28 protein-coding genes are annotated in these 25,479 nt (G+C 49.9%); 11 read left to right on the top strand and 17 right to left on the bottom strand.

What is annotated here, in order from left to right; genetic code table 11:
- Positions 1-92: 92 nt before the first annotated feature.
- The 3 genes from H6624_18030 (at position 93) to H6624_18020 (ending at position 2,420) form a co-directional block, all read left to right on the top strand.
- Positions 93-1,196 (top strand): polysaccharide deacetylase family protein, encoded by a 1,104-nt coding sequence (locus H6624_18030; protein MCB9086245.1) that lies wholly within the window; start codon positions 93-95, stop codon positions 1,194-1,196.
- 17 nt (positions 1,197-1,213) lie between these two features.
- A complete protein-coding gene (locus H6624_18025; protein ID MCB9086244.1) occupies positions 1,214-1,762 on the top strand; it encodes a GNAT family N-acetyltransferase in 549 nt (182 codons plus the stop codon).
- Positions 1,763-1,865: 103 nt separating this feature from the next.
- Positions 1,866-2,420, top strand: coding sequence for a hypothetical protein (locus tag H6624_18020; protein ID MCB9086243.1), 555 nt, complete (start codon positions 1,866-1,868; stop codon positions 2,418-2,420).
- Here H6624_18020 and H6624_18015 read toward each other — a convergent pair.
- The 4 genes from H6624_18015 to H6624_18000 all read right to left on the bottom strand — a co-directional run bounded on the left by H6624_18015 (position 2,410) and on the right by H6624_18000 (position 6,320).
- Positions 2,410-3,615 (bottom strand): MltA domain-containing protein, encoded by a 1,206-nt coding sequence (locus H6624_18015; protein MCB9086242.1) that lies wholly within the window; start codon positions 3,613-3,615, stop codon positions 2,410-2,412. The genes H6624_18020 and H6624_18015 overlap by 11 nt on opposite strands.
- Before the next feature lie 67 nt (positions 3,616-3,682).
- Entirely contained in the window at positions 3,683-4,471 is a 789-nt protein-coding gene (locus H6624_18010; protein MCB9086241.1) for an ABC-2 family transporter protein, read from the bottom strand.
- Positions 4,468-5,313, bottom strand: a complete 846-nt coding sequence (locus H6624_18005; protein MCB9086240.1) for an ABC-2 family transporter protein — start codon at positions 5,311-5,313, stop codon at positions 4,468-4,470. Before H6624_18005 ends, H6624_18010 begins: the two co-directional genes overlap by 4 nt.
- Complete coding sequence (locus tag H6624_18000) at positions 5,310-6,320, bottom strand: ATP-binding cassette domain-containing protein (protein MCB9086239.1); 1,011 nt, start codon at positions 6,318-6,320, stop codon at positions 5,310-5,312. Before H6624_18000 ends, H6624_18005 begins: the two co-directional genes overlap by 4 nt.
- Positions 6,321-6,389: 69 nt before the next feature.
- On the opposite strand from H6624_18000, the gene H6624_17995 reads away from it, so the two are divergent.
- From H6624_17995 to H6624_17985, 3 genes are all read left to right on the top strand, one after another.
- A complete protein-coding gene (locus H6624_17995; protein MCB9086238.1) occupies positions 6,390-7,073 on the top strand; it encodes a PilZ domain-containing protein in 684 nt (227 codons plus the stop codon).
- 159 nt (positions 7,074-7,232) lie between these two features.
- Entirely contained in the window at positions 7,233-8,186 is a 954-nt protein-coding gene (locus H6624_17990; GenBank protein MCB9086237.1) for a hypothetical protein, read from the top strand.
- An 86-nt stretch (positions 8,187-8,272) separates the two neighbouring features.
- Positions 8,273-8,647, top strand: coding sequence for a hypothetical protein (locus tag H6624_17985; GenBank protein ID MCB9086236.1), 375 nt, complete (start codon positions 8,273-8,275; stop codon positions 8,645-8,647).
- A gap of 16 nt (positions 8,648-8,663) precedes the next feature.
- Here H6624_17985 and H6624_17980 read toward each other — a convergent pair whose 3' ends face one another.
- Complete coding sequence (locus H6624_17980; protein MCB9086235.1) at positions 8,664-9,650, bottom strand: fumarylacetoacetate hydrolase family protein; 987 nt, start codon at positions 9,648-9,650, stop codon at positions 8,664-8,666.
- 159 nt (positions 9,651-9,809) lie between these two features.
- Between H6624_17980 and maiA the strand changes: the two genes are divergently transcribed.
- Positions 9,810-10,463, top strand: a complete 654-nt coding sequence (maiA, locus tag H6624_17975; GenBank protein ID MCB9086234.1) for a maleylacetoacetate isomerase — start codon at positions 9,810-9,812, stop codon at positions 10,461-10,463.
- On the opposite strand, the gene H6624_17970 is transcribed toward maiA, so the two are convergent.
- The 4 genes from H6624_17970 to H6624_17955 are packed head-to-tail and all read right to left on the bottom strand — an operon-like array spanning position 10,405 to position 13,032.
- The gene (locus H6624_17970) at positions 10,405-11,367 is read right to left on the bottom strand and encodes a COX15/CtaA family protein (protein ID MCB9086233.1); all 963 of its coding nucleotides are present in this window, start codon (positions 11,365-11,367) and stop codon (positions 10,405-10,407) included. The genes maiA and H6624_17970 overlap by 59 nt on opposite strands.
- Before the next feature lie 17 nt (positions 11,368-11,384).
- On the bottom strand, positions 11,385-12,257 hold the full coding sequence (locus tag H6624_17965) for a protoheme IX farnesyltransferase (GenBank protein ID MCB9086232.1): 873 nt from the start codon (positions 12,255-12,257) through the stop codon (positions 11,385-11,387).
- Entirely contained in the window at positions 12,254-12,502 is a 249-nt protein-coding gene (locus H6624_17960; protein MCB9086231.1) for a hypothetical protein, read from the bottom strand. The genes H6624_17965 and H6624_17960 overlap by 4 nt, the downstream gene beginning before the upstream one ends.
- Positions 12,503-12,510: 8 nt before the next feature.
- Positions 12,511-13,032: a c-type cytochrome gene (locus H6624_17955; protein MCB9086230.1), complete on the bottom strand. Its 522-nt coding sequence runs from the start codon at positions 13,030-13,032 to the stop codon at positions 12,511-12,513.
- 505 nt (positions 13,033-13,537) lie between these two features.
- On the opposite strand from H6624_17955, the gene H6624_17950 reads away from it, so the two are divergent.
- A complete protein-coding gene (locus tag H6624_17950; protein MCB9086229.1) occupies positions 13,538-13,951 on the top strand; it encodes a hypothetical protein in 414 nt (137 codons plus the stop codon).
- A 5-nt stretch (positions 13,952-13,956) separates the two neighbouring features.
- Here H6624_17950 and lepB read toward each other — a convergent pair whose 3' ends face one another.
- The 6 genes from lepB to H6624_17920 form a co-directional block, all read right to left on the bottom strand.
- On the bottom strand, positions 13,957-14,655 hold the full coding sequence (gene lepB / locus H6624_17945; protein ID MCB9086228.1) for a signal peptidase I: 699 nt from the start codon (positions 14,653-14,655) through the stop codon (positions 13,957-13,959).
- A gap of 75 nt (positions 14,656-14,730) precedes the next feature.
- Positions 14,731-15,288, bottom strand: coding sequence for a hypothetical protein (locus tag H6624_17940; protein MCB9086227.1), 558 nt, complete (start codon positions 15,286-15,288; stop codon positions 14,731-14,733).
- Positions 15,289-15,296: 8 nt separating this feature from the next.
- A complete protein-coding gene (locus H6624_17935; protein ID MCB9086226.1) occupies positions 15,297-16,235 on the bottom strand; it encodes a hypothetical protein in 939 nt (312 codons plus the stop codon).
- 64 nt (positions 16,236-16,299) lie between these two features.
- Positions 16,300-19,011 carry a preprotein translocase subunit SecA gene (gene secA, locus H6624_17930; GenBank protein MCB9086225.1) on the bottom strand — a complete coding sequence of 904 codons (2,712 nt, stop codon included), beginning with the start codon at positions 19,009-19,011 and terminating at the stop codon, positions 16,300-16,302.
- Between the two features lie 140 nt (positions 19,012-19,151).
- The gene (locus tag H6624_17925; protein MCB9086224.1) at positions 19,152-19,628 is read right to left on the bottom strand and encodes a tRNA (cytidine(34)-2'-O)-methyltransferase; all 477 of its coding nucleotides are present in this window, start codon (positions 19,626-19,628) and stop codon (positions 19,152-19,154) included.
- A gap of 14 nt (positions 19,629-19,642) precedes the next feature.
- On the bottom strand, positions 19,643-20,194 hold the full coding sequence (locus tag H6624_17920) for a gamma-glutamylcyclotransferase (GenBank protein ID MCB9086223.1): 552 nt from the start codon (positions 20,192-20,194) through the stop codon (positions 19,643-19,645).
- A 316-nt stretch (positions 20,195-20,510) separates the two neighbouring features.
- Here H6624_17920 and H6624_17915 point away from each other — a divergent pair, with 316 nt between their 5' ends.
- The 3 genes from H6624_17915 to H6624_17905 all read left to right on the top strand — a co-directional run bounded on the left by H6624_17915 (position 20,511) and on the right by H6624_17905 (position 22,839).
- Positions 20,511-20,849, top strand: a complete 339-nt coding sequence (locus H6624_17915) for a P-II family nitrogen regulator (protein ID MCB9086222.1) — start codon at positions 20,511-20,513, stop codon at positions 20,847-20,849.
- A gap of 69 nt (positions 20,850-20,918) precedes the next feature.
- Complete coding sequence (gene glnA, locus H6624_17910; GenBank protein MCB9086221.1) at positions 20,919-22,331, top strand: type I glutamate--ammonia ligase; 1,413 nt, start codon at positions 20,919-20,921, stop codon at positions 22,329-22,331.
- 121 nt (positions 22,332-22,452) lie between these two features.
- A complete protein-coding gene (locus H6624_17905) occupies positions 22,453-22,839 on the top strand; it encodes a glycine cleavage system protein H (GenBank protein MCB9086220.1) in 387 nt (128 codons plus the stop codon).
- On the opposite strand, the gene H6624_17900 is transcribed toward H6624_17905, so the two are convergent.
- Complete coding sequence (locus tag H6624_17900; GenBank protein MCB9086219.1) at positions 22,840-24,378, bottom strand: SpoVR family protein; 1,539 nt, start codon at positions 24,376-24,378, stop codon at positions 22,840-22,842.
- Positions 24,379-24,381: 3 nt separating this feature from the next.
- Positions 24,382-25,476, bottom strand: coding sequence for a DUF444 family protein (locus H6624_17895; protein ID MCB9086218.1), 1,095 nt, complete (start codon positions 25,474-25,476; stop codon positions 24,382-24,384).
- Positions 25,477-25,479: the final 3 nt, after the last annotated feature.

Below are 25,479 nucleotides of genomic sequence, written 5' to 3'. Positions count from 1 at the left end.
GTGGAAATTCTACACTGAGCACCACCCCTTTGACCACCACCTTTAAGCAAAGGACAATCGCGGCATTCAGTTTTGATTCAAATGGGGGGGTCATGGGCGGCAAAAACTCGTGTTTTCGGATTTCATTGGTCTCTGGCCTGTTGGGCATTTCTCTTGGCGCATCTGCGCTAGGACCTGCAGACATTCATTCTGAGATTCAACAGTCACTTCAGGTACACAGCCAGGCACAGGATTTCCATGATTGGGCTGACTCCGCTCACACTCCGGAAAAGCTGTTCACCAAATGGATGAGGGAGCCCAATTTGCAGCAGCTGGCAGCTGTAGTCTGTTCGCAACTGGCTCAACTTAGCGACACCGAGCTCTCTCTTTTTCAGGACGCGATCGAAACTCACCCTTTTGCCGCTCACCTAAGGTGTAAAGATTCCGTTTTAGAAAAGGTTCTCATCTTTTTTGATTCCGCACGAAACTCCATTGTTGATCGACTCCCGGCAATTCCCCAGACGATTGGTAGAGACGGGCAACCCGCGCAACCGCCAACTCTTGGGCCAAGTCTGGAGATGGATATCAAAACCGATGCTGGTCCGGTTTACTTTAATGCTGACCTGGACAAAAAGTACATTGCCTTCACTTTTGACGATGGACCACATAGTCGCAACACCCAAGAGCTTTTGAGTGTTTTGGCCCAGGAACAGGTACAAGCCACTTTCTTTATGGTGGGCAAAAATGTGAGGGCACTCCCGCAAATTGTCAAGGAGGTTGCCCGTGATGGCCACTCAGTAGGTAACCATACTTGGAGCCACAAAAATCTACACAAAACAGGATTTGACGGGGGCACACAGGAAATCATGGACGGCTTTCAGGCCATCTGGGACGTATTGGGTTACTCCCACCCTTTCTTTCGGTTTCCATTTGGCAATCGCACCGACGATTTGCAGAAATTTGTGAAGGCAAATCAATTTGGCACATTTTTTTGGAACATCGACACGCTGGATTGGAAGTACAAAGATCCCGACTTTCTCTATGACTATGCTCTAAAACAAATCGAAAACCAAGGTCGAGGAATTGTCCTGTTCCATGATATTCAACCCCAGACGATCGTGGTCATGCCCATGCTTCTGCACACTCTAAAGGCCAAAGGCTATATGCCGGTGGTGTTTCGCTCTCCCGAAATCAGGCCCCAACTTCCACGGCCCTAGCTTAAACGAGGCTAACAATGGAACATGGTCAAATTGTTACTTGGGATCAGCTATCGAAGGAGGAACAGGAGCGGGTTTTGCCCCTGTTTCGCCAGGTGTTCTTCCTCACCTCCAGTCGCAAGAGCTTTTCTTCAGATGAGGAGCGTGAAAAGTTCTGGAGCAGCTGGACGGGATATTTTTTCAGAAACGAGCCTCAACACATCTATCTTGCGCTCGCCGACGACGGTCAATTGTGTGGATACCTCACCGGTTGCGCTGACAGCGAGAACGCATTCCCAAAAATCGTTGGAGATATCGCAAGTTTCGCATGCTTTAAGGACCAATTTGCCGATTTTCCAGCTCACCTGCACGTCAACTGTCATCCCAGCCACCAGGGAAAGGGCTGGGGTCGACGCTTGGTGGAAGCCTTTGTGGGCGACATGGCAAAGACGGGGGTTCGGGGCGTCCATTTGGTGACAAGTCCGGAGGAGGAAAATGTCCACTTTTATCGCCGTCTCAATTTTAGTCATCAGGTGGGCCGCCACTGGAAAAACTACCCACTTCTGTTTCTCGGAAGGCGACTCTAGTTCGCCGGCAAAGTCTCTAGCCTATTGGCCTTAGCGGATTCTCATTCTGGTGCGCTTAGCTTTGGCACTACCCTTGCTGATTCATTGTGATATGGGGCCTAACTTGAAGTTGCTTGGGCTAGGCGTTGTCACCATTGTACTGAGTTTTTGCATCGGCTACTATTTAAACAGCCAACGTCCACGCCCATTTTATTACGAAATGAGTTCTGCTGAACTTCTTCAGCACTACGATGGTATGTTTACTTCCATCTATGGCAAAGACTATGTTGTCGACCTCGACAACCAAGGAGCCCTACTTTGCCTTGAAGGCTTTCCCCAGTTTTGCTACCGAGAAGCAACGGAAATCTTACTCAGCCACAAGGCTAAGGGCCCCGAGGCTCAGGATGCCAACAGGAAAATTCGGCAGAAAATGTTGGCCCTCGAATTTTTTGCGCGAGGCTGCGAGCTTGCCGATCTAAATGCTTGTCTTCAGGTGATTGTGCTTGGCAGAGACACGGGCCTTACTCACTACGGACAAGACACTCTCGAAAAGGTTGGAAATTGGTGCGAAGACGGCTGGAACACGGCCTGTGACACTCTCCCTAAAATGACCACTTACCGAAATCGCTATCGAATGGCCAGAAGCCAAAAGGATCGGCGACCCGCCTCTACTTTTTGATTAACCAAAAAATATTGCCGAAATGAGATGAGTTGTGGGCAGCAAAGGAGGCATAGTCCCCCTCTCCCCAATAAAGATCAACCCGGGACTTGCCTTTAATGGCTCCGCCCGTATCCTGGTCTAAAACGAACCGAGAGTATGGTCGATACTTGATCGTATTTGCTCGCTCCTCGGCCTCTCCTTGGCCCTCTTCAGGACGATAGGAGGAAACAAAAGCCAAGCCCCCCTTGAACCTGTACAAGTCAGAATCGGTGGCGATGGAACGATTGTCAGTTAATGGTACACCATCACTCCCCAAGGGCGGAGTGGAGGTAATTTTGAAAAATACGTAGCTTGGGCAATACTCGTAAATCTCACGTTGCTTGTCGGGATTCTCCAATAGGAACTGGTGTTGAGAGGCATTAGACCTGTCCTGGATGTAGCCCTTTTCCATCATATACCTAGAAATGAACCGGAACGATTGCTTGTTGGTTCCATCATAGCTCAGGTAATAACTCTCTTTCCCGCCTCCGCCCTGAACCTCCACCTTTCCCCCGCCTTCAACGTGCATAATGTAGAGATCAAATAGATCCTTGGCGAAAAACATCTCTGTCCCGGAATTCCTTAGCACATGGTCGAAATCAATCTCCACACGCGTCGCTTTGCTAAACGCCCCCTTCGGCGGTCGACTGTGAATTGCGTGAGGATAGTCTGGATGAGGACGATCCGTTACTTTGATGAGAGGGGTATAGTAACCGGTAAAAAAGGTTGTTTCCTTTTCCTCGTACCGAGGGTCCTTGGGAGCCAAATGCGGTACGTAAATATTGAATCCCCCGATCACTTGCTGATGGAATCTCGTTTGGCATTCGATTTTAGAATCAACGGACAAACAGGTCTTGTACTGTCGAGCCAGGTCCGATAACAGCTCAAGACTTTCGACAACGCGACTGAGAGGATATTTGTCCTGGCCGTAATAAATGAACCCTGTAAGATGTTTCTTTTCAAATCGCGCCAATTGCCGCAGTACAGCTGTTTCCAGCCAGGTGAAATCTAGATCATCAACAAACTTCGGTACCTCCTGGGCTTGAGCCAAACGAGTGGGGGTCTGAAATGTGCCAGCTACGACTTCGGAACCGGGCCCTTTGCTTTTTGCCAATACCGGTGTGCATGACACCAAAGTCAGTGGCAGTAAAAGGCCGCGAACCCAACCCCTCATAAACCCTCCGTGGAAAACTCTGGGTTTATTAAAACGACCCTTCGGTGGACAGTCAAAAATATTAGGATCAAGATGACGCGGAAGAATAGGTGCGGAGAGCCAGCCGCCAAATAAACGACATTACGAGAGAAAACAGGGCCGTCACAGCTAGAATGTGAAGCACCAAAAAGGTTGGATCACCGGAAAACAGCACCTGTGCTGGAAAAGATGCCACCAGCGAAAATGGCACAACGGAAACCAGCAAGACCCTCACCCATCCTTTAAAAATGCGATCGGGCCTTTCCACGAACTTGGATAGGCTCCAGAATATCTGCTGAAGCCCTCTCCCAGAATGAAACCAGAACACCGGCAGGAGAGCTAACAGATTCACCAAATGATACAAGAGCGTGCCGTTGATCAACAGTGCAATGAACAGCAGAATTCGCTGCCAACCCAAAGGCTCCGGATACTGTTGGAAAGCCCAAACCATGATGGTCCCTGCCAAAATCAGATTCACAAAGGAGTTGGCGGCAAAATCGCGAAAATTTAGAAAGAAAAATGGAGACACAGGGCGCACCAGATAATAATCAAGGTCTCCCCGATTTACAAATAGTGGGAGCCACCATGTGTTGTTAGAGAACACCGTCATATTGATCGCATCCACGACCAAGAATCCTGATACAAAAATGAACACCTGGGGCTCGGTCCATCCCGCCAGCAGATCCGAGTGAATAAAAATAACCTTAAAGAATAGAATGTTTACGACATAAAAAATTAAATCCATAAATATGCGAAAGAAGAAATCCACACGAAATTCCATGGCGCGGGAAAATGAAAACCGCAGGAAGTAAGCGTACAACCGAAGGTACCTGCTCATATGCCTACTCCCGTGTATGTCTTTCGCCCCCGCTCCCAGATCCATCGCAAGGTAAACATTAAGGGAATAGTCCACAGCAAAATAATGAGCAGCCCTTCAGCCCATTGCTCGCTGGAAAGACGACCCATAAATCCCTGGATTGGGTAGCCAATCAAATAGGGGAATGGTGTAAAGAGGAGACTCGTTTGAACCCATACGGGGAAGACTTCCAAGGGAATGAGCCCTCCCCCCAGAAATGCAGATGAAAACTGCAGCATCACTAATAGACTCCAAACATTGTCGGCCCAAAAAGCGACCATCTCAATAATTGAAGCCATGAGATAGTAGACAAAGATGCTCACCAGACAGGACGCGATCCCCATGGCCAAACCGGACCAGCCAATTGTCAACTCCGGTGGATACCCCCAAATCAACAAAATAACTCCGACACCGACAACCATCTGGGCGAGACCAACCAGGGCATGGGCGAGGGTGGAGACAAAGCGAAACCCCAAATAGTTGACCGGATATATGAGATAGCGACTGAGGGAGCCCTCATAAATCTCCTGGGAAATTACGAATGCATTATTGGCCCTGACAATTCGGTCAACAAAGGGCGCCAAGACATAGTAAGCAACCATCATCGGAAAGGAGTAGCCACCGATTTTTTCCGCCTGATTGTGTTCAAAAATAGCCTGCCACAAGTAGTAAGCGACAACAAACTGGGAAAAAAACCCTCCCACTACCTGAAGCCAAAAATCAACTCGATAGGAGAAGATCTTGCGCAACTCCATGGAAAGCACCGCTCCGATCCAACTCCAGCTGCGCCGATACACATCAGCCGTTGTGATCTCCACGCTCATGGGCGAACTTCCTCTCGCCGCATGAGGGCTTCGATGATGTGAGCAATGCCTTCCTCTTCAATACTGATGTCCTTGGCCGGAAACTGGCCGAGAATTTCGGCCGCAGCCAGAGCCACGTGTTGCCGTTCAGCCTTGAAGCGAAAAACTCCATCCGCCTCCTCGACATATTCCGAGTGCTTCATCACCACTGGGGCATTGCGGAGCCGCTCTGGAGACTCTGGTGTTACTGCCAATATCTTGTGTCGTGCATAGTGAGACATGACCGCCGACAATTGCCCGTCGTAAACAAATTCGCCTTCACGAATAATGACAATTCTTTTACACAACCGCTCAATATCTTCCATGTAGTGGGAGGTCAGTATCATTGCCGGCTTGTACTCCCGCTGATAATCAAGGATAAATCTGCGAATCGCCTTTTGCGCCGTCAGATCCAAGCCAATCGTTGGCTCATCCAAAAACACCACGCGCGGCTTGTGAAGAAGGGAGGCAATTAGTTCCATCTTCATTCTTTCACCTAAGCTCAAGCGACGAATTTGTACATTGAGCTCTCGACTCACGCCGAGCGCTTCCGTCAAATAACCAAGATAATTTCGGTACTCCTGATCCTCAATCTGATAAATTTCCTTGAGCAGCAAGAAGCAGTCCGCCGCCGGCAAGTCCCACCACAACTGCGCCTTCTGACCCATGATCAGGGAAATCCGCTGACGGAATGCGTTTCGTCGTTCCCATGGGACATATCCATCGATTTCGACTCGACCAGAGGTGGGGTGAACGATGCCCGCTAGAATCTTAACCAAGGTGGTTTTGCCCGCACCATTCGCGCCGACCAGACCCAAAATTTCGCCTTCATGCACCTGCAAAGAGACCCCCTTTAGGGCCTCCTTGTCTTGCCATTGACGAACAAAAAGGGACTTCATGCTCCCTTTCAGGCCAGGGGCCTTCTGGTGAATTCGAAAGGTTTTGCTGAGATTCTCAACTTGAATCACTCTTGGGTCCTCCCTCCACATATTTGACCAGGAGTCTCCTTTTCCCATATATTGATGAGTAGTGGGGATCAACACTTTAGAGGAGGGGAAATGCCTCGCATGAGCTCCCTTTGGAGTCTTTACAACCTGGTTGAGAGGCATCGAATTGATGACCTCCCCCTCAGCCACCTCCTCATCGTCATCCCCACCATTCCTCCGGCTCGAATTGGGGATTGGGTTGCATGGAGACCCGGGGCAAAGGATTGGCAGCCCCTTCATACCTTTCCTGAGCTTGAACAGACTCTGGCGACTCTACAGCACGTCTATGAGGCGACTGGTTCATTTCCCATGCAGCGCCCGGACGAGAAGCCCCTATTTGCAGACACCGTCCAGCGCCACCAGGAACGAACCTTTGCCGACTACTTCGATGAGTCTAACATGGGACTGGATGAGGGCGTTGACGCTGAGGATAGCAATGACGAGCTTGAGCTCGAATTGGACGATCGCCCCCAGCGTGACCGGCGACGGGCCCGCCGATTCAAGAAGGATTGGGTGGTGGAGGTGCGCATCGGCAGGAATCAATTTGTCTCCCACACCTCCGATATTTCCCTAAAGGGTATGAGAATCCGAGACTCCCTTCCCGACTGGGTTCCCCTGCAGTTCCAGGCGATCATCATGAACAATGGCCACGCCTTGACCATTCTTTGCAGCCGTATTCAGCGCACCAAAAGCCAGGTGCGAATTGAGGCCGTCAGCACGCCCAACATCCTCAAGCAATGGCTCATGAAGGGCTAATCTGACCCTGGTGACAGATTCGGGCCCAGGCCTGTAATTCTTCCCCCTTTTTTGGCACCTCCCAGCCCCCAGAGGCCACCTAAATGTTGAAAACCAGTAGATTTTCTGGCACATCAGTTGCTGTATCCAGAGGCACAACCTTCTCCTTAGGAGTCCAGAATGATCGTGGTCGGGTCACGTTTGACGGTTCTCAGTGTCACCCTTCTCTGCATCCTCGTTAGCGGGTGTCAGGGCAAGAGCAACAAAACCAAGATTGGCAAGCGTCAAACCCAAGTTAAGAACCTGGGGCTCACCAAAGTACCAACCAAAGGCACTAAAGAGTCACCCTGCTTGGATCTTCCGGCCCTTCTTCAGGAACTGAGAGACAAAAAGACCTGGCTTGCGCAAATGCACGTTGAAGACATGTCGTTGTTTGCGAAGGAATCTCGTTTTTTGACTGGCGAGTATCAAGATATCGATTATGAACCGGCCAAGTACACCCAACTCAAGGAGGAAGGTCTAGATTACGAGGTGTCCTTCACCAAAGACTTAGACAGCAACTGGATTCGCTTTCCCAGCACCCAGGACGGCTGCCAATCAGTACAGATCGCCAATCAGGATGTCCGTGAAAATGGCGACCGAAACACCAGCCCCCTTTTGCCAGGGACGACTCAACAATACGACACGTATCGAGTTTCAAAGGCGGGTCGTGATTTTATTGTTTACGAAAATGCGGAGAAAAGTATTCGCTACACGGTAAAACTTGAAGGGGCCAATAGCCTAAGCGTTTTGACCGAGGCTCCTCAGACAATAGGTGACTTCTGTAACCGCGAAGATCAATATTTTTCACGTATCCGTAGCGTATTGAGCTGGGGCGATTCCCAGGTTCCCACTGAGCTAACTGTAACTCTACAGTTGATAAAGCGCTGGGAAGCCGTACTGACTCTGCCAGAAAAACTGAAGGAGTCTTTAGGTCGAATTAAGAAAGACGCCGCCCGATCATCAGTGCTCCGGGTGCCGATTCAGACGTACCTCTTAGTGAGAGAGTACCTGTCGCGACCAGAGGGCCTAAATCGACCAGCCTGCCCCACCCAACCAAGCAATCCGACTCCTGAACCGGAAGCGGCACAATAAGCTGGGATTTCCCGGTCATGGCCTGTTGACCTAGACAAAAAGGGCCTTCATACTGCCGGCTTCTTAGCTGGGAGTTGAATAGAAAAATGGTCGTCAACAGCATCAATTTCTTAATTTTGCTTCTCTTCTTTTACGGACGAACCCTGGCCCACAAAGACAAAGTTAAGCATGGCAAGGTCATGATTGCCGTGATTCTGGGAGACTTTCTTCTGCTTCTCTATTTGACTATTTTCCGCGAGGCACTCGACAGCGTAGACCGAAGGATGCCGCCCTTGCTCATTGTGCATATTGTGTTGGCGCTAATAACGGTGGTCGCCTACGCCATGGCCATCAGCAACGGCATAAAGCTTCTTAAGGGCCAGGAAGAAGTTCGCTCCAAGATGAAGCTCATAGACCGCATTGCCGTCCCCGGACGGACCCTGGTGTTCGTTACCAGTCTGATGCTATTTCTTTCTAAGTAGTCAAAAGAGCGGCGTTCTATATTTCTCGCTTTACGACTTTCTGGAAGATGGTTCCAAAAATGTTATTTCCATTTTTGTCCTTCATCTCGATACGGATAGTGTCTCCCTCTTTCATAAAGGGAGTTTTGATGGTCCCTTCGTGAATTTTCTCAAGCATCCTCTTTTCTGCCAGACAGCTGGACCCGCGAGCCATATCCTCATTGGAAACCGTTCCACTACCGATTACGGTTCCCGCAGCCAAATCTCTTGTTCGGGCGGCGTGGGCAATGAGATCTCCAAAGTGAAAGTGCATCTGTCCAGCATCGGCATTGCCAAAAAACTCACCATTGTATTCCACTAGCAGGGGCAAATGAATGCGCCCTTCCTTCCAGGCATCTCCCAATTCATCCGCTGTAACAGCAAATGGTGAAAGAGCCGATGAGGGCTTACTTTGAAAAAATCCAAACCCTTGAGCGAGCTCTTCAGGAATGAGGCCGCGCAGGGAGACGTCATTTACAGTCACAAACAGAATAATGTGGTCCAAAGCCTTTTCCGGAGTAATCCCCATCGGCACGTCACCAACGACGACGGCAACCTCTCCCTCAAAGTCAGTCCCATGACCAAAATCCACCTGAGGGATGTCCTCTCTGGGCGCCAAAAATGAATCGCCCCCCCCCTGATACATGAGTGGCGTGGTCAAAAGAGTCTCTGGAAGGGGGGCATTTCTCGCCTTGCGCACCAGCTTCACATGATGAATAAACGCCGAGCCATCGGCCCACTGAAAGGCCCTTGGCATAGCTGAGTGAAGGTCTTCTTCCTTAATCTCAAATGCGCCATTGGCGTCCCCGGAGTTCAGAGCCTGGTAAAGAGCCTCAAGCTTGGGCTTGGCCTCACTCCATTTCTCAATGGCCTCCCGGAGGCTTGGAGCCACGCTGTCGGCCTTTACGGCCATCTTGTTATCCCTGCTGACAACAATCAATTCTCCATCACGGGACTTCGCACTCTTGAGACTCGCCAATTTCATAATCGATCCTCTCTTCTGAATCTCCATTTATACAAAAGGTCCCCTGAAAGAGCACGGTCCGCCGCAGGAATTGGCGAATTTTTCAGCCCCCTATTGCCTTGCGCAACTTGCCGATGGGGCTGGCCTTGGGCTAGCCTAGGGTCTCTAAGGGAGGCCACATTGGGCGATTTTAAACTCTACAGCTATTATCGAAGTTCCTGTTCCTATCGAGTGCGCATCGCTTTAAATCTCAAAGGGATTGTCTATGAGTACATTCCCCTGCACCTGGTAAACGAAGGCGGTGAGCAGCACCTTCCGGCCTATAGGACCATCAATCCCAAAAGAGAGGTGCCCACTCTCGTTCATGGCCCCTTCACACTCTCCCAATCCATGGCCATCATTGAGTACCTGGATCAGTTTAAGCCCTCTCCCCAGCTCTTTCCTAAGGACAAGCAGAAGAGGGCACTGGTCACTCAGTTCTGCGAAATCATTAACAGTGGCATCCAGCCCATTCAGAACCTCAGCGTATTGCAGGAATTGAAGTCCCGTTTTGCGGCGTCAGAAGCGGACATACAAACCTGGTGTGCCGATTGGATCTTCCGCGGCTTTGAAGGTATTGAGGCCATGTTAAGGGATCATGCCGGATCCCACTGCTTTGGAGGTACAATCACCGCCGCAGACCTTTTCCTCGTGCCCCAGGTCTACAACGCCCAACGCTTTAAGGTCGACCTCTCTACATTTCCCATTATTGATCGCGTTTCCAAAAATGCGATGGCTATTGATTCTTTTCAACTGGCCGAGCCCAGCCGACAGATTGACGCTCCGAGGACCTAACCGTCTGGGCCAGCTCACCCTTGTCCCAGTACATGAGAAAGGTCAACCGCAGTGATGCACCTAGGATGTAAGTCGCCACGGCCAAATGTAGAACTGTTATCAACGGCGGAATTACAAACACCACATTGGCAATTCCCAAGAAAATCTGGGCAATAACTGCTAAAATCAAACGGCGCGACCAGCTCCGCATCGGAACGTTCCTGGAAAATTGAGGCTTACGCAAAACAATCCATATCGCAAAAGCCAGTGCAACACACAAATAAGCTCCCAAGCGATGCATAACCTGTAAACCAACTAATCCCTGTAAAGTGGGAACCAGCCGGCCGTGGCAAAGGGGAAAGGTCGGGCAGGCCATACCTGCATAGTTCGCGGAGACAAGACCTCCTAAGATTATTTGAGCCCAAACTGCAAAAAGCAAAGTTAAGATCATCCCTTTGAGCCATCCGGGAATTCCGATTTTGGGAGCTACAACCTGCTCTGCTCGAAGTTCCCAGTATGTCCATAGTAGGCTAGCAAAGAGCATCGTTGCCAACAGCAAATGGCCAGTGACCGTATTCTCGTCGAGCAGTAACAAAACCGTGAGGCCGCCCATCACAACTTGGGCCAACACCAGGACAATTGACAGTACGCTGAGGCTTTTGACCAAAACACTGACATCTTTTCTAGCCAGCAAATAAATGCCAAAGCCGCCAACAAAAAGCCCTACTGTACCGGCCAATACCCGGTGGAGAAACTCAAAATAAACCTGAATATGAAAGTCAGGGATATAGTCACCAAAACAAAGCGGCCAATCTGGACAGGCGAGTCCTGCATCCATGGCTCTCACCGAACCACCGAACGCAATCAGGAACAAAACTTCGTAGCACAAAAATCGATAGGCTTTGAGGAAGTTGCCTGAAACCATGAGAATCCTCCTAAAAATTATCCGCCTACCAAGGAAACCAACAGGCGGTCGAAAACCGGGGCCCCCATAAAAGCCAAAAGACTGAAGTTGACCCATAGGAAAAACCGAATCCAGCTGCCTTTGGCCTCTTGCCGGTAGTAGAGGTAAAACTCCCACAGGACCTTGAACGCAAAAGGCACAACGAGCAACAAATAGAGAATATGTGTTTTGATAAACCATGGTGAGACTAATGCCACACCAATGTAGACCAAAACATAGAGGCCAATATGAAAGAGGGTTTTGTCCGTCCCCAAGACAGAGGCCAAAACCGGAAAACCTCCTCTTTCGTAATCCTCCCTATAGCGAATTGCCAGGCACCAAAAGTGCGGCATCTGCCACAAAAACATTATTAAAAACAGATAGATACAGCCTGGTTCCAGGAGATCTACCGAGTGCACCGAATAGCCAATGACAGCCGGCATGGCTCCGGGGATCGCCCCGGGGACGGCACCGAAGGCCCAACGGCGCTTCCAGAATAATGTGTAGAACCCGTTGTAGAGAAGGACTGTTAACAACCCCAGGAATGCACTCAGAGGTTCAATGGAATAAAGAAGGCCTGTTCCAATTCCCACGAAGCAAATGCCAATTGTCCATGCTTGCCATGACTTGAGCTTTCCCGCAGGAATGGGGCGTCCCTTGGTTCGGTCCATGACCGAATCACGCTCCCACTCCTGGGCCTGATTTAAAGCAAAGCTCCCCGCACTTATCAAATAAAGCCCCACCATAAAAACCAGCAGATGAATACCCGAAAACACCGAACCACTTGGGAAAGACAAGAAGTAGCCGGCCAAACCACTAAGCAAAACAAAAACTACAATCCCTGTTTTGGTCAGGTCCAAGTAGGATTTCATTTCAGCCCCCAATAAAAAATGAGGACAAACAAAACGAACGGGACAACTCCCCATGCATACTCGGCAATAACACTATGGGAGTGCTCCTTATCTCGATCACCAATCGAACGACTTTTAAACCCATGGGAAAACAGGACAAGACCAATGAGAACCGCAGCCCCCACTCCTGTACTGGCTGAGGCCAAAAAACCGTGAAGGCCCTCGATAAATTGTATTATTCCACTGCTGCCCTGCATACCCCTCACTCAATTCCCTACTCTACTGATTGCGCAAATTTCTCTAACTCGTTCAAGTCGTCCTCAGGCTTGTTGTCAGTAATGGACCGGATGTAATGCACCAATGCCCACCTCTGCACCTGCGAAAAATGGGCAAACCCTATCATCGAGGTACCAGGAATGCCCATTTCCATCGTCACGAACAATTCCTTCGAGGTTCCTCCCTGCTTCCATCTGCCCTCCACCAAATCCCTTGGAGGTGGCACGAGGCCCGAGGAGGCGGGGCCATTACCGCGACCCTCTTTTCCATGACAAACAGCACAGGCCTTGTCATAGACCACCTTCCCTCTACCAACCAGCTCCGGCGAGCTGATCCAAGGAGCTTCAATGACCTCTCCGGGCTTGCCCATCTGGTCCAGATCACTGCTGTCTGCAGGATCATCGATGACCACCCTGTTCGCCGTTCGAAAAAAATAAGCACCCGCGAGAATGATGGCGATAATACCCACCACAATCCATTTTCGCGTATCCGCGATCTTCCCTTGTGTGCTTCGTCTCACCCTTTAAGACCATCCATACAAAAGACCGATGTCATCTGGCCGAAACCAGTTATTTTCGCTATTTAACGCTTTGGACCAGTCAGGAATAACTGAAACTAAAACTGGCTGGCAACCATTAAGAAAAGGAAAAAATAGATTACCAAAAGCAGGCCTGTGCGCCCGTGGCCGAATTTGTACATACCCTCAACCTCTAGGATCCCACCAGCCCAGTAACTACCTAAGCATAGGGGGGTTTCTCAGTATCTGTATTAAGGGCGCCTTTACACCATAGCTGGAGTCCACCTGTCAAAGGCTTAACCCTGTCACAGTGGGGCGCCAAATAAGGGTGGAAATTCTCGCCTTATGACAGGGTTAGACAAGCTCTGACCGAGGAATTTGCCCAACCTGTGTCTCATTTTGAGAGAGCCTCTCCCCGGCAGGGACAATTCGAACTAAAATGAGAAATAACGGTAAGATAGGGCAAACTGATTCTGACCTCTGAAAAGCTCCCTAAGGAGACACAAGTATGCTTAAAAGCTTCCTCTCAGTGGCGACCATGTCGTGCCTGATTTCCCTGCTACTGTCGTCCTGTACCACTCCCCTCCACGTCGCTTTCGAACGAGTGGAGGTTGGCCATGAAAAGGCAGATGTGTTGGAGCTGGTTGGTTCACCCAACAGAACTCGCCGCTGGAAAGGAGTGGACGAGTGGACCTACATTTTCTATTCAGGTCATCAGATTGTGGAAAAGGAAGTGAAGTTTGAGGACGGCAAGGTCGTGGCCGTGCAAAATGCCAAGGGTCAACACTCCCTTGAGCAACAGCTTCTAAAGGCCAAGACGATGCAAGAATATGAATCAAAGGTGCGATCCTCTCGTCCGTCCGCTGACGAGGGCTTTCAGGATCTCAACGGAGAAGACGAACCAAGTGAAGAGCAGAAATAAGGCACCTATTGCTCTTCTGCTGGCAGGTAAAGGCTGCGACCTGTCCGACCCCATTTGAACTTGGGCACGAGCCCATCAAAAATCATTGAATAAAGAACCCGATTCGCCCGACCTTTCAAAAGGTGGCGAGGGACCATCCCCCATGCACGACTGTCATTGCTATTATCCCGGTTGTCTCCCATAAAGAAATAATGTCCCTCAGGAACCTTGATTCTTTTGTCATCAAAGCGAGCAGGAAAGGGGAGGCGTTGAACTGTATGGGTACGATCAGACATTATTTCATGATAATGAAGAGCCTGGTCGTTCATCCGAGCCTCTCTTAAGGCCTCCACCGGCTCCTCACCGGGCGCATAAAAGGTTTCGCCATTGACGCGAATGAATCCGTCCTCAATCTCCAGGTAATCTCCGGGTAAACCAATCAGTCTCTTGATCATGACGGTATTGTCGCCCGGCTTTTCAAAAACCACTATGTCACCACGAACCGGCTCCCCCAGATTAGCGAGCACGACATTTGTAAATGGGACTTTGACGTGGAAAGATAGCTTGTTGACCAGAACCCTATCACCAATGGCAATAGTTGGCTCCATAGAACCCGAAGGCACATGGTATTGATCCGCAATTGTCACACGAAATAAAATGATGAAGACCAGGAAGCCAATAAAGACTTTATTCGACTCCCAAAACCTCTGCAAACGCTCCTGCATAGACCTCACCTCGAAGTGGGGTCATCCTACTCGCTGAGCTATCGAGTCTCAAGCCTAAAAGCGGCCGACCCCGTATTACCTGACCAAGCGAAGCCTTTCCCTTTGCTGTTCCCTTTCCTTTTTTCGCTTTTGCTTCTCATCGGCCTGTTCAATCTCAGCAAAAGCTCCTCCCCGTGCACTTTTTTCCTTCTTTTTGGCTTCCTCAACAATGGGAGCATATTTTTGATCCACCCGCTCCTTGGCCCCACTTAACACGGCATCTAAGCCCATTTCCTTTTCGATCTGTTCCAGGCTGCGACTGCGCATGGGAAGATACTTCCTCTTGGTGTCATCCCCCTTTTCCGGGTACCGATACTCTAGATCCTTTGACACCTTATTGTAGTCCTCGATGGATTCAAGCATCGCCGAATGGACGGCTGTCATTTCTTCAACCACCTTTCTGCGCACATCCGGATCCGTCGTGCCATTTTTTTTCTTGATGAGATCCTCAAGAATCCTTTCCCTCTCCTTAATCTGCACTTCGAGGTTCAGCTTTTTGGACTTCTTTTGGGTGTATTCAGAACCGCCCGCAGCGATGGCCGAACTACTAAGTACAAGTACAAGCATGGTCGCCAATAATTTACAGAATTCCATTCCCACCTCTATGGCTGAGTGATGGCAAATTGTTCCCACGTAATCTCTAGGGGTAGAGACTTAACTCGCTCAATCAATATCGCAGCTTTCAGCGGAGTTGCATTGTCGATGATCAAAACCCCGCCATCGATAGATCGCATCAGTTCCTCTGTATCCCAGAGAAACTTCTTATCGGTCAGGGCGTCACGAAGGTCCTCCCTCAATTCTGGGCTATCGATCCCCTCCATGCGCACTCTGACTCTAAGGGGACCGGACTGCCCAACCGATTGCTCAGAGTTACCAAAGTCGGAGAGGTTCGACATGTCCTCTAGGCCGACACCTCCACTTTCAGGGACGTACTCCGTCGCCGCCATTCCTATCTCATTGCTGACGCCTGATAACTCATCAAAATCTGAGACGCCACCGTCATCCAAGACCGGCGGTGGCTCGTCGTCTTCTGGAAATTCTTGCAGTCCAACCGTAGGAACTTGATCCTCGCCAGCGAGCATCTCCGTGTTGTCCCCTTCGGCATAATCCCCCACTGGCGACTCCAAAGGCGGGTTATTTTCGGCCTCGGAGTCATCATCCATCTCCAGCCCATCTGATTCACCCTGGATATCGACTGCGGGCACCGAGTCCCAGTTTTCCATTGAGGCCAACACGGCACGGCTTTCTGATGGCACCTGATCCTGCTCGCCCCCACCCCGCCCGCCACGGACGGCCTGATCATCCCACTCCATCTCAATTCCAACGCCCTCATCTTCGCCTTCATTGGCAACATCCGGGACGGGATCACTTCCAATTCCTTGAATTCCGGCCGGGGGCTCGTCACTATCGATGGCATTAGTCTCGTAAGCACGAACCTGTCCGTCCATTTCAATAAATAGGGAGGCCCCACAGCTGGGGCAATTGATCAGGCCAAAGTCGTCTGCGATTTGACTCTGGCACACGGGACAAACCGGGGTCATCCATGCTCCTGGCTCGAACCCTCAGCAACGAGGGCCGTTGATTTCATTTTATCAAACAATGACCCTAGATTTTAAGCTTCTTCTTTTTCTTCTTTTCCATTTGTCGGCGCTGAGCCCGATTAAGCTTGGAGGAATCACCTGGACCTGGACCTCTGGACAAGAACATTTCCTGGGATTCCTGTTGGGAAGGCCTTGTTGGAGCATTGGCTAGCGGTAATCCCGCGTCCTCAAAAAAGCCAGACTGACTTTCGTCTGCCCCTTCATAATCAAAGGCACTGTCGTCCAATTCACGAGCATGCTCCTCTTGCATTTCTTCAGCTGCCTGCTCCGGGGCCACAATTTGCACCTTGAGTAGCTTTTCAATAGTCTCTGACTGAATAATCTGATTCATCTCTTCGAACGCCCGGAAAGCCTCTTTCTTGTACTCAATGACAGGGTCCTTCTGAGCGTAGGCCCTCAGACTGATCCCCTCTTTGAGATGGTCAATCCTCTGCAGATGCTCTTTCCATTTATGATCAATGGTCTGGAGAAGAACCATCTTGGCAATCTGCTCAAAGAATTGTCCCAGTGAGTTTTTCTGCCGGTCATAAATCTCTTTCACGGCCGCGCTGACGATTTCTGTAAGCTTGTCACCGGAGACCTCAGTGATGTCCGGAAACTGAATGGTCAAGCCAAACTGCTGCCGGAGAGCTGTATTCATGCCCTCCAGATCCCAATCCTTTTGCTTCACCGTCTCATTTGCAAAGGTATCAAGAATTCGCGAGGTCACCTCTCCCAAATAATCCAAAATCGAACGCTCAATGCCCTCTCCGCCCAAAAGTAGACGCCTTTGAGAGTAAATAGCCGTCCGTTGCTTGTTCATCACATCGTCGTAATCCAACAAATGTTTTCGAATATCAAAGTTGTGGCCCTCAACTTTACGCTGGGCGCCCTCAATCGCCCGAGTCACCATACCCGCCATAATGGGCTCGTCCTCAGGAACTTTGAGAGTATTCATGATTTTCTGAATCCTCTCTCCATTGAAAATGCGCATGAGATTGTCCTCCAGGGACAAGTAAAATCGAGACTCACCGGGATCACCCTGACGACCAGATCGACCTCGCAACTGGTTATCGATTCGACGGGACTCATGCCGTTCAGTGCCCACAATATAAAGGCCGCCTGCGGTCAGAACCTCTTCCTTCTCTTTCTTGCATTGCTCAGCAGATCTTCGCAGAGCCTCCTTGTATTGATCCGACTCCTCTTCTGGGCTCACCTGCCTCGCCATGAATTCCGCATTTCCACCCAGAACGATGTCGGTTCCCCGGCCAGCCATATTAGTAGCGATGGTGATGGATCCTTTTCGTCCCGCCTGGGCAACAATCTCAGCCTCACGCTCATGGTGTTTTGCATTGAGAACATTGTGAGTCACACCCAGATTGCGCAAATGATTACTGAGAAGTTCGGACTTCTCGATACTCACCGTACCAACCAGGACAGGCTGTCCCTTTTGATTTCTTTCCTTGATGTCCTCGGCGATGGCCTTAAATTTCGCCCTCTCGGTCTTATAGACCACATCGTCTTCATCCTTGCGGCGAATGGGCTTGTTGGTTGGAATTACTGCGACATCAAGATCGTAAATCTTTTTAAACTCAACGGCTTCAGTTTCTGCTGTACCCGTCATGCCGGCCAGCTTGTTGTACATTCGGAAATAGTTTTGAAAGGTGATTGTCGCCAGGGTTTGGTTCTCACTCTTAACCTTTACCCCTTCTTTGGCCTCAATCGCCTGGTGCAAACCATCACTCCAGCGACGCCCCGGCATGAGTCGGCCCGTAAACTCATCGACAATCATCACCTCGCCGTCTTTGACCATGTAGTCCACGTCCCGTTTGTACAGGTAGTGCGCCTTCAAACCCTGGTAGATATGGTGAAGGATGGCTATGTGGCGGGGATCATAGAGGTTTTCAATACCCATCATCTCTTCAACTTTAGAGTTTCCTTCTTCAGTCAGAGAGGCTGTCTTCGACTTTTCCTCCATGGTAAAGTGAAGTTCGCGTTGCAGGTGAGGAATGATTTTATTGATCTCGTAGTACTTGTCTGTGGAATCTTCTGAGGGGCCGGAAATAATTAGAGGCGTCCGGGCTTCATCAATTAGGATTGAGTCACATTCATCGACGATGGCGTAGTTCAAGGGTCGCTGGACGTAGTCGCGTAGGTCAAATTTCATATTGTCGCGCAGGTAATCGAAACCAAATTCGTTATTCGTGCCGTAGGTGATGTCGGCCCCGTAATTCTGTTGCCTCTGTCGATCATTGAGGTCGTGTACAATCGTCCCTGTAGTTAGACCCAACCACTTGTAAAGGCGACCCATCCACTCCTCGTCACGAGTCGCAAGGTAGTCGTTTACGGTCACCACGTGAACACCCTTACCCGTCAGGCCATTCAAATAGACCGGCAAGGTCGCAACCAGAGTCTTACCTTCCCCAGTCTTCATCTCGGCAATTTGCCCACGATGGAGAGTCATCCCCCCGATCATCTGAACGTCGTAGTGGCGCATCCCCAGGACCCGCCACGCTCCTTCCCGGCAAACCGCAAAGGCTTCAGGAAGAAGGTCATCAATAGGTTCTCCATTTTCCAGCCTCTGCCGGAAAGCAGGAGTCATTGCCTTCAGCTCGTCATCCGACATCGCCTTAAATCGCTCTTCGAAGCTGTTGATGTGATTCACCAGGGGCTGAAGGCGCTTCATGTCGCGATCATGTTTGGTGCCGAAAATTTTCGCTAAAGTCTTTGAAATCATAGTCTTTTCCTGAAAGGGCTGAGCACAATCCCTACCATTATGTGAACGAGAGGGGGGCTTGGCAAGCTGCCAAAAGGCATCTTTGAGGCCTGGCCTACACTGTGGGTCATTCATAGCAGATAGGCTCAGCTATGACCAGCCTATGGGCCTGATTCTATTTGCCTGATGCCCTCATAGAGGACCACGGCGACCGCAGTGGCCAAATTGAGGCTACGAATGGGCCCTCGCATGGGAACGCGATAGGTTTGAGAGGAAAACTTTTCAATAATTTCTTCCCTGAGGCCCTTGGTCTCACGGCCAAAGACCAACCAATCCCCCGGCTGCAGGTCGGCCTGATAGAGTGGTTTTTCCGATTTGGTGGAGAAAAAAAAGACTCGGGACGGGTCTTCAACCTGAGACCACCACTGGTCCCAATTCTCATATTGGCGAAGCTCCAGGTGTGGCCAATAATCAAGCCCTGCCCGCTTCAGTTGACGGTCAGAGATTTCAAAGCCAATAGGACCCACTAGGTGCAAAATGGAGTGAGCCCCAACGCAAGTTCGACCAATGTTTCCGGTATTCTGAGGAATTTCAGGTTCGATGAGCACGACATTGTAGAGCAATTCTGGGTATTTCATCGAACCCACGGCCCTTAGCTCATATAGCGGAAGACCTCACGCCCCAGTTTACTCAGGGCCAACCGCCGTCCTTTATCGACAATTAGATCAAGCTTCATCAGCTCGCGATAGAGCTCAAGGTTGATAGGAACGATTTCCCGCCCGGTCGAAGAACCAAGACGGCGAACGTACTCAGCCTGCCGATCCGTCAAGGTGGTCGTCACCGCCGGATCCTTGTCCAGCTCTGATCGCCAATCTCCATTGTCGATCGGCTTACAGTTTCGCGGAAGCTTAGCCGGATTCACCACGTAGGTGAAAACCCTTTTGACAGTGCCCTCCACCTCGGCCTCAATTTCCTTTTTAAAAAAGAGGCTCTTTGCTGGATGGGTCGGCATGACTCCGTGAAACTCATCCAGCAAAGTAAACAGCACTGAAGGGGCTTCCAGCTCCAATACCTGACCATCGACCTCGTCCTGCCCCTCATCTAAAAACACCGGATAGCCCACGGGCAGCCTATAGGCAGTGCCGCGAGCGCGTGCAGGATTGCAGGATTTCACATATTTGGCCACCCGATCATAGTGGACCATGCCTTCACAAAAGGAACCGTAAACGAAAATACTGACGGTATTGGACACGAACCCTCCCCGGTTGGCCAATTAGAGCGATTACCATTTTTCCCTGTTTTGCCAGCCCATCCCCTGACTGACCTCTGATCGATAGTGAGGGGGGCTACATAACACCCCTTGGGTCCCAACTGCAACGATCAATCCTGGCTTCGGATTTTTTTCCGAGCCGCGTTTTTTGCTTGGTCCGAAATTTAATGGTTTATCTAGTGTTCCTAGATTCAAATTGACTAGAGCCCAATATTTGGTATGTTTCCCCAAACCGGCCCAAGAGAGATTAATGAAGAAGATAGAGGCCATCATCAAGCCTTTTAAGCTAGACGATGTAGTAGAAGCTCTTTCAGAGCTTGGAGTTGAAGGGGTCTCTGTCACTGAAATTAAAGGGTTTGGTCGCCAAAAAGGTCGCACCGAGATTTATAAAGGCGCTGAATACGTCGTCGATTTTCTTCCCAAAGTAAAACTTGAAATCGTGCTGAATGATGCTCTGGTCGAGCCCGCTGTTGAAGCCATTCAAAAGGCGGCACACACCGGAAAAATTGGTGATGGCAAAGTATTTGTCATACCTGTTGAGAATGCAATGCGGATCCGAACCGGAGAGCGGGACGAGGACGCAATATAATAGATGTGTAAGAAAATGGATTTAAAGCCAACCAACAACCCAGCAACTATATAAATAAAAGGAGCCCAAATGAAACCCGATGAGGTCATAAAGTTCGCGAAAGAGCGCGGATGCAAAATGGTGGATTTCAAATTTACTGATCTGCCCGGCATGTGGCAACACTTCACGATTCCCTTGAGTGAACTGACCGTGGAGACCTTTGAAGACGGTCTCGGTTTTGATGGAAGCTCTATCCGCGGTTGGAAAAGTATTCATGAATCAGATATGCTTGTGAAGCCCGACCCTAAGACAGCCCTGGTCGATCCCTTTATGGAAATTCCCACTCTGTCACTGACTTGTGATGTGGTAATACCTGACACTGGTGAGGCCTACGACCGCGACCCTCGTAACCTGATTAAGCGGGCGAACGCTTACCTCTTGTCCACGGGTCTGGCTGACACGGCCTACTTCGGACCAGAAGCTGAGTTCTTCATCTTTGACGATGTTCGCTACGAGCAGACGGCATTTGGCGGTTTTTACCAGGTCGATTCTGACGAGGCCTCTTGGAATAGTGGTCGCGATGAGGGGCGCAATCTGGGTTACAAGCCACGTCACAAGGAAGGCTATTTTCCAGCCCTTCCCTCTGATTCTCACCATGATCTTCGCACTGAAATTTGTCTTGAGCTCGAGCGCTGTGGAATGATTGTCGAGCGTCAGCACCACGAAGTGGCGACTGCTGGTCAGGGCGAAATCGATATCCGCTTCGACTCAATGATTGAAATGGCCGATAAGATGCAGTGGTTTAAATACATTGTGAAAAACGTTGCCCGTCGGCACGGCAAGTCTGCGACCTTTATGCCTAAGCCAATCTTTGGCGACAACGGATCTGGAATGCACACTCACGTTTCACTATGGAAAGACGGCGAGCCGCTCTTCGCGGGTGACAAGTATGCTGGACTGAGTGAAATGGGTCTTCACTTCATTGGTGGAATTCTCAAGCACGCCCCGGCCCTGTGTGCTTTCACCAATCCCACGACAAACTCCTATAAGCGACTGGTTCCCGGATTCGAAGCACCAATTAAGTTGGCCTATAGCTTCCGCAACCGTTCGGCTGCCATTCGTATTCCAAACTCGGGCCCGAACCCCAAGGCCAAGCGTCTTGAGTTTAGGACTCCAGACCCAAGTAGTAATGTGTATTTGGCTTTGGCCGCAATTCTTATGGCCGGCCTCGATGGAGTTCTTAACAAGATCCACCCCGGTGACCCCTTGGAGAAGGACATTTATGGGCTACCTCCAGAGGAAGCGGCAAAAGTACCAAGTGTGCCTGCGACTCTTGACCGGGCACTATCGGCTCTTGAAGAGAATCATGAGTTCCTTCTCAAGGGCGATGTGTTCAGCAAGGACTTCATTCGCGCTTGGATCGACTATAAATATGAGAGGGAAATCATTCCCACATTCCAACGCCCCTCTCCTTTTGAGTTCTACTTGTATTACGATCTGTAATGCATTGCCAAATGTAGGGCAAAAAGCCGACCGAAGGGTCGGCTTTTTTTTTGCACATTGATCCCCCTCTGTTATACCCTTAATCCAATATGGCCAAGATGCCTTTACCCAGGATGGACGGATGGACGATTTAATCACCTATATGGGGTATGAGTGGGTTCAATCAGATGATGACGGTTTGATCACCATAGGGATTAATGAAGACGGGCTCGATGAGTTCAGTGAGATTATGAGCGCCAATTTGCCTTCTGAGGGCGAAGAGGTTTCAGGCGATGAGGTCTGTGGCGAACTTGAGACTGACCAGGGCCCAATGAATATTTACTCTCCCATTAGCGGCAGCATCGTGGAAATCAATGAGGCCGTTGTCGAAAACCCGGATCTCATCCTTGAAGACTGTTACGGAGATGGATGGCTGGTACGCATTGAGGCCGATCGTCCAGAGGATATTGAACGCCTTGCTCGCGCCGGATCCTCTGCTGATGAAGACGATGATGGAGATGAAGAATAGCTAGGCCTTTTTCTCTTCTTCGTTGGCTTCGCCGACCGGAAGGTCGGACAACAAAATCGACTTAAAATCCCTGCCGTCGAAAGAGACAATCCGTCTTTCATTGTCCAAAACGGTCGCCACATTCACCGGACGCTGCCAAACCTTATACATGTTTTTCATGGTTTCCTGCATATAGTCGGGCTGCATTTCGACACCCTCAAACATGTGAGCCAGCAGGAGCTCTCCGCGGTTTTCAAAATTGGCATCAATCACATTGATAATGGGCTGGCCGAAGTTTGTTAACTGAAATAGGAACTTGGCCTTGATTGCCTTAAAATCTCTGGTGTCGACCTCAAACTGACCGGTGCGTTTGTTGAATTTGTACACGAACATCCGGTTTTGCACACAAAACTCTTCCGTAAGATATTCGTCAATGAAAGTCACATCATTGTAGTTTCGGCGAACCTCAAAGATCTTATCGCGACCCCGTTTTTCCCCAGTATCCCAGGCTTTGCGGGCACTCATGTCCTGACACTCTTCCCATTCCTTACCGTATCGCCCCTTGTCCCACCTAGACTCGATATCCCTAAATAGTTCAATACCAACCTTATAGGGATTAAATCCCGAGGGCGACATGGCCATCGTGCCACTGTGGCGATCAGCAAAATCAACGATCTCGGCGGCTGTGGCGATTTTTTCAGTCATCAGCTTCGAGTGCCAATAAGATGCCCAACCTTCATTCATAATTTTTGTCATGCCTTGAGGGGCAAAATAGTAGGCCTCTTCACGAATGATCGACATCACGTCCTGTTGCCAGGACTCAAGTGGCGCATAGCTCATTAAAAACTTCAATACATCGCGGGCTGGCTCAGGGGGGAAGTGCCGCCGCTCAAATTGCTCTCGCTCCGCCGCCTTGGCCTTGGCCTCAGCAATGACCTCTGGAGGATTGATAAACTTTTCCATGTAGTCGCGATGAACTCTAAGTCTGAACCCACTGGTTTTCTCAATTTCAGGGGCATCCGGATCCTTTTCGACAGGCTTGGATGCATCCATGACGTATGGGCTGTGGCGGTCAATGAGATTTTCCAGACTCAGGCAAACGTCGATGAAATCTTCCACAACTTCGACACCATAGCGGTCCATATAGCGCCGAATCCGCGTACCGTGATTAGCCATGGCATCCATCATTTTTCGATTGGTAGGAGAAAACCACTGGTTGTTTTTAAAAAAGTCGCAATGGCCATATACGTGGGCCATTACCAACTTTTGATCAACAAACTCATTACCTTCCATCAAATAGGCATAACAGGGATCGTTATTGATCACCAGCTCGTAGATCTTGGACAGTCCGTACTCATAACTCTTGGACAGCTGCTCATATTCCATGCCAAATCGCCAGTGGGGATAACGAACGGGAAACCCACCGTAAGCAGCGATTTGATTCATCTCTTTGTAATTAACCATCTCGAAGATGGTTTCAAAACAGTCTAGACCCACCTCTTTGGCTAATCGGCAAATTTTAACTCTTTCCCGTTCCAGTTCGGAGGTCAAATTACCCATGGGTCACTTTCCTTTTCCCAAAAAGTCCTTGATGGACATTAGGATCTTGTCCTTGTTTTCGATCTTACTAATGACCAGGCGGTCTTCGCTGGGGAATGTCTTTTCAAGATCTTTTAAAAACTGCCCACTTCCGTACTTGCTTTCCACCTGTCCATAGCCAAACATATTAACTCGGGGAAAGTAAAACTTCTGAAGCAGATTCAGGCACATGCGTGTATCTTCACCACTCCAATTGTCTCCATCGCTGAAGTGAAACGGATAGATGTTCCACTCATTAATTGGGTAATCCTCTTCGATGATCTTTTGGCACAGCTTATAGGCTGAGCTGATAAGCGTACCGCCGGACTCACTGGTGCTGAAAAAGGTCTTCTCGTCCACCTCTTTGGCGGCAGCATCGTGGATAATAAACCTGGTCTCCAAGCCCTTGTAGTTGCGCTTAAGCCAGGCATTTATCCAAAAACTCTCCATTCGAACAATTTCTTTCTGCTCGTCCCCCATGGAACCCGAAACATCCATCATGTAAATGACGACCGCGTTGGCCTGCGGCTTTACGACCTTGCGAAAGGTTTTGTAGCGCATATCCCGCCGGATGGGCACGACAAAGGGCTCATCCGGGTCATAGGTGCCACTCGCCATTGATCTTTTAAGAGCCTCTTTATAGGAAGCTTTAAAGTGACGAAGCCCCTCTGGGCCCACCGGCGACCGGCCAGTGTACTTCAGCGAAGTCACATCGGTATTTTTATTGCCCTTGGGTTCAATTCGCGGAAGAGCCAGCTCCTCGCCCAGGATATCAGCCAACTCATCTATTGTAACATCGACCTCAAGAAAGTGATCTCCAGGGCTCTCTCCTGCCTGCCCCTGGCCCGCCTGGTCGCCATCGACTGCATCTCCAGCCTGACCCTGCCCCTGGCCGACACCTCCTTGCTGCTTTGGACCGTATTTAAATCGAGGAATATCAATAGATGGGATGGGAATTTTGACAAACTCCTTTTCCCGTCTACCAATCATCTCACCATGGGTGACATATTTTTTGAAATTCTGTTTTATCCGGCCGCGCACAATATCCCGAAACCGGTTGTTATCTTCCTGAATTCCCACAAG

This window comes from Pseudobdellovibrionaceae bacterium (assembly GCA_020635075.1).
GTDB lineage: Bacteria > Bdellovibrionota > Bdellovibrionia > Bdellovibrionales > UBA1609 > JADZEO01.
The sequence above is the reverse complement of the archived record's forward strand: the minus strand, read 5'-3'. Positions and strand labels throughout refer to the sequence as shown.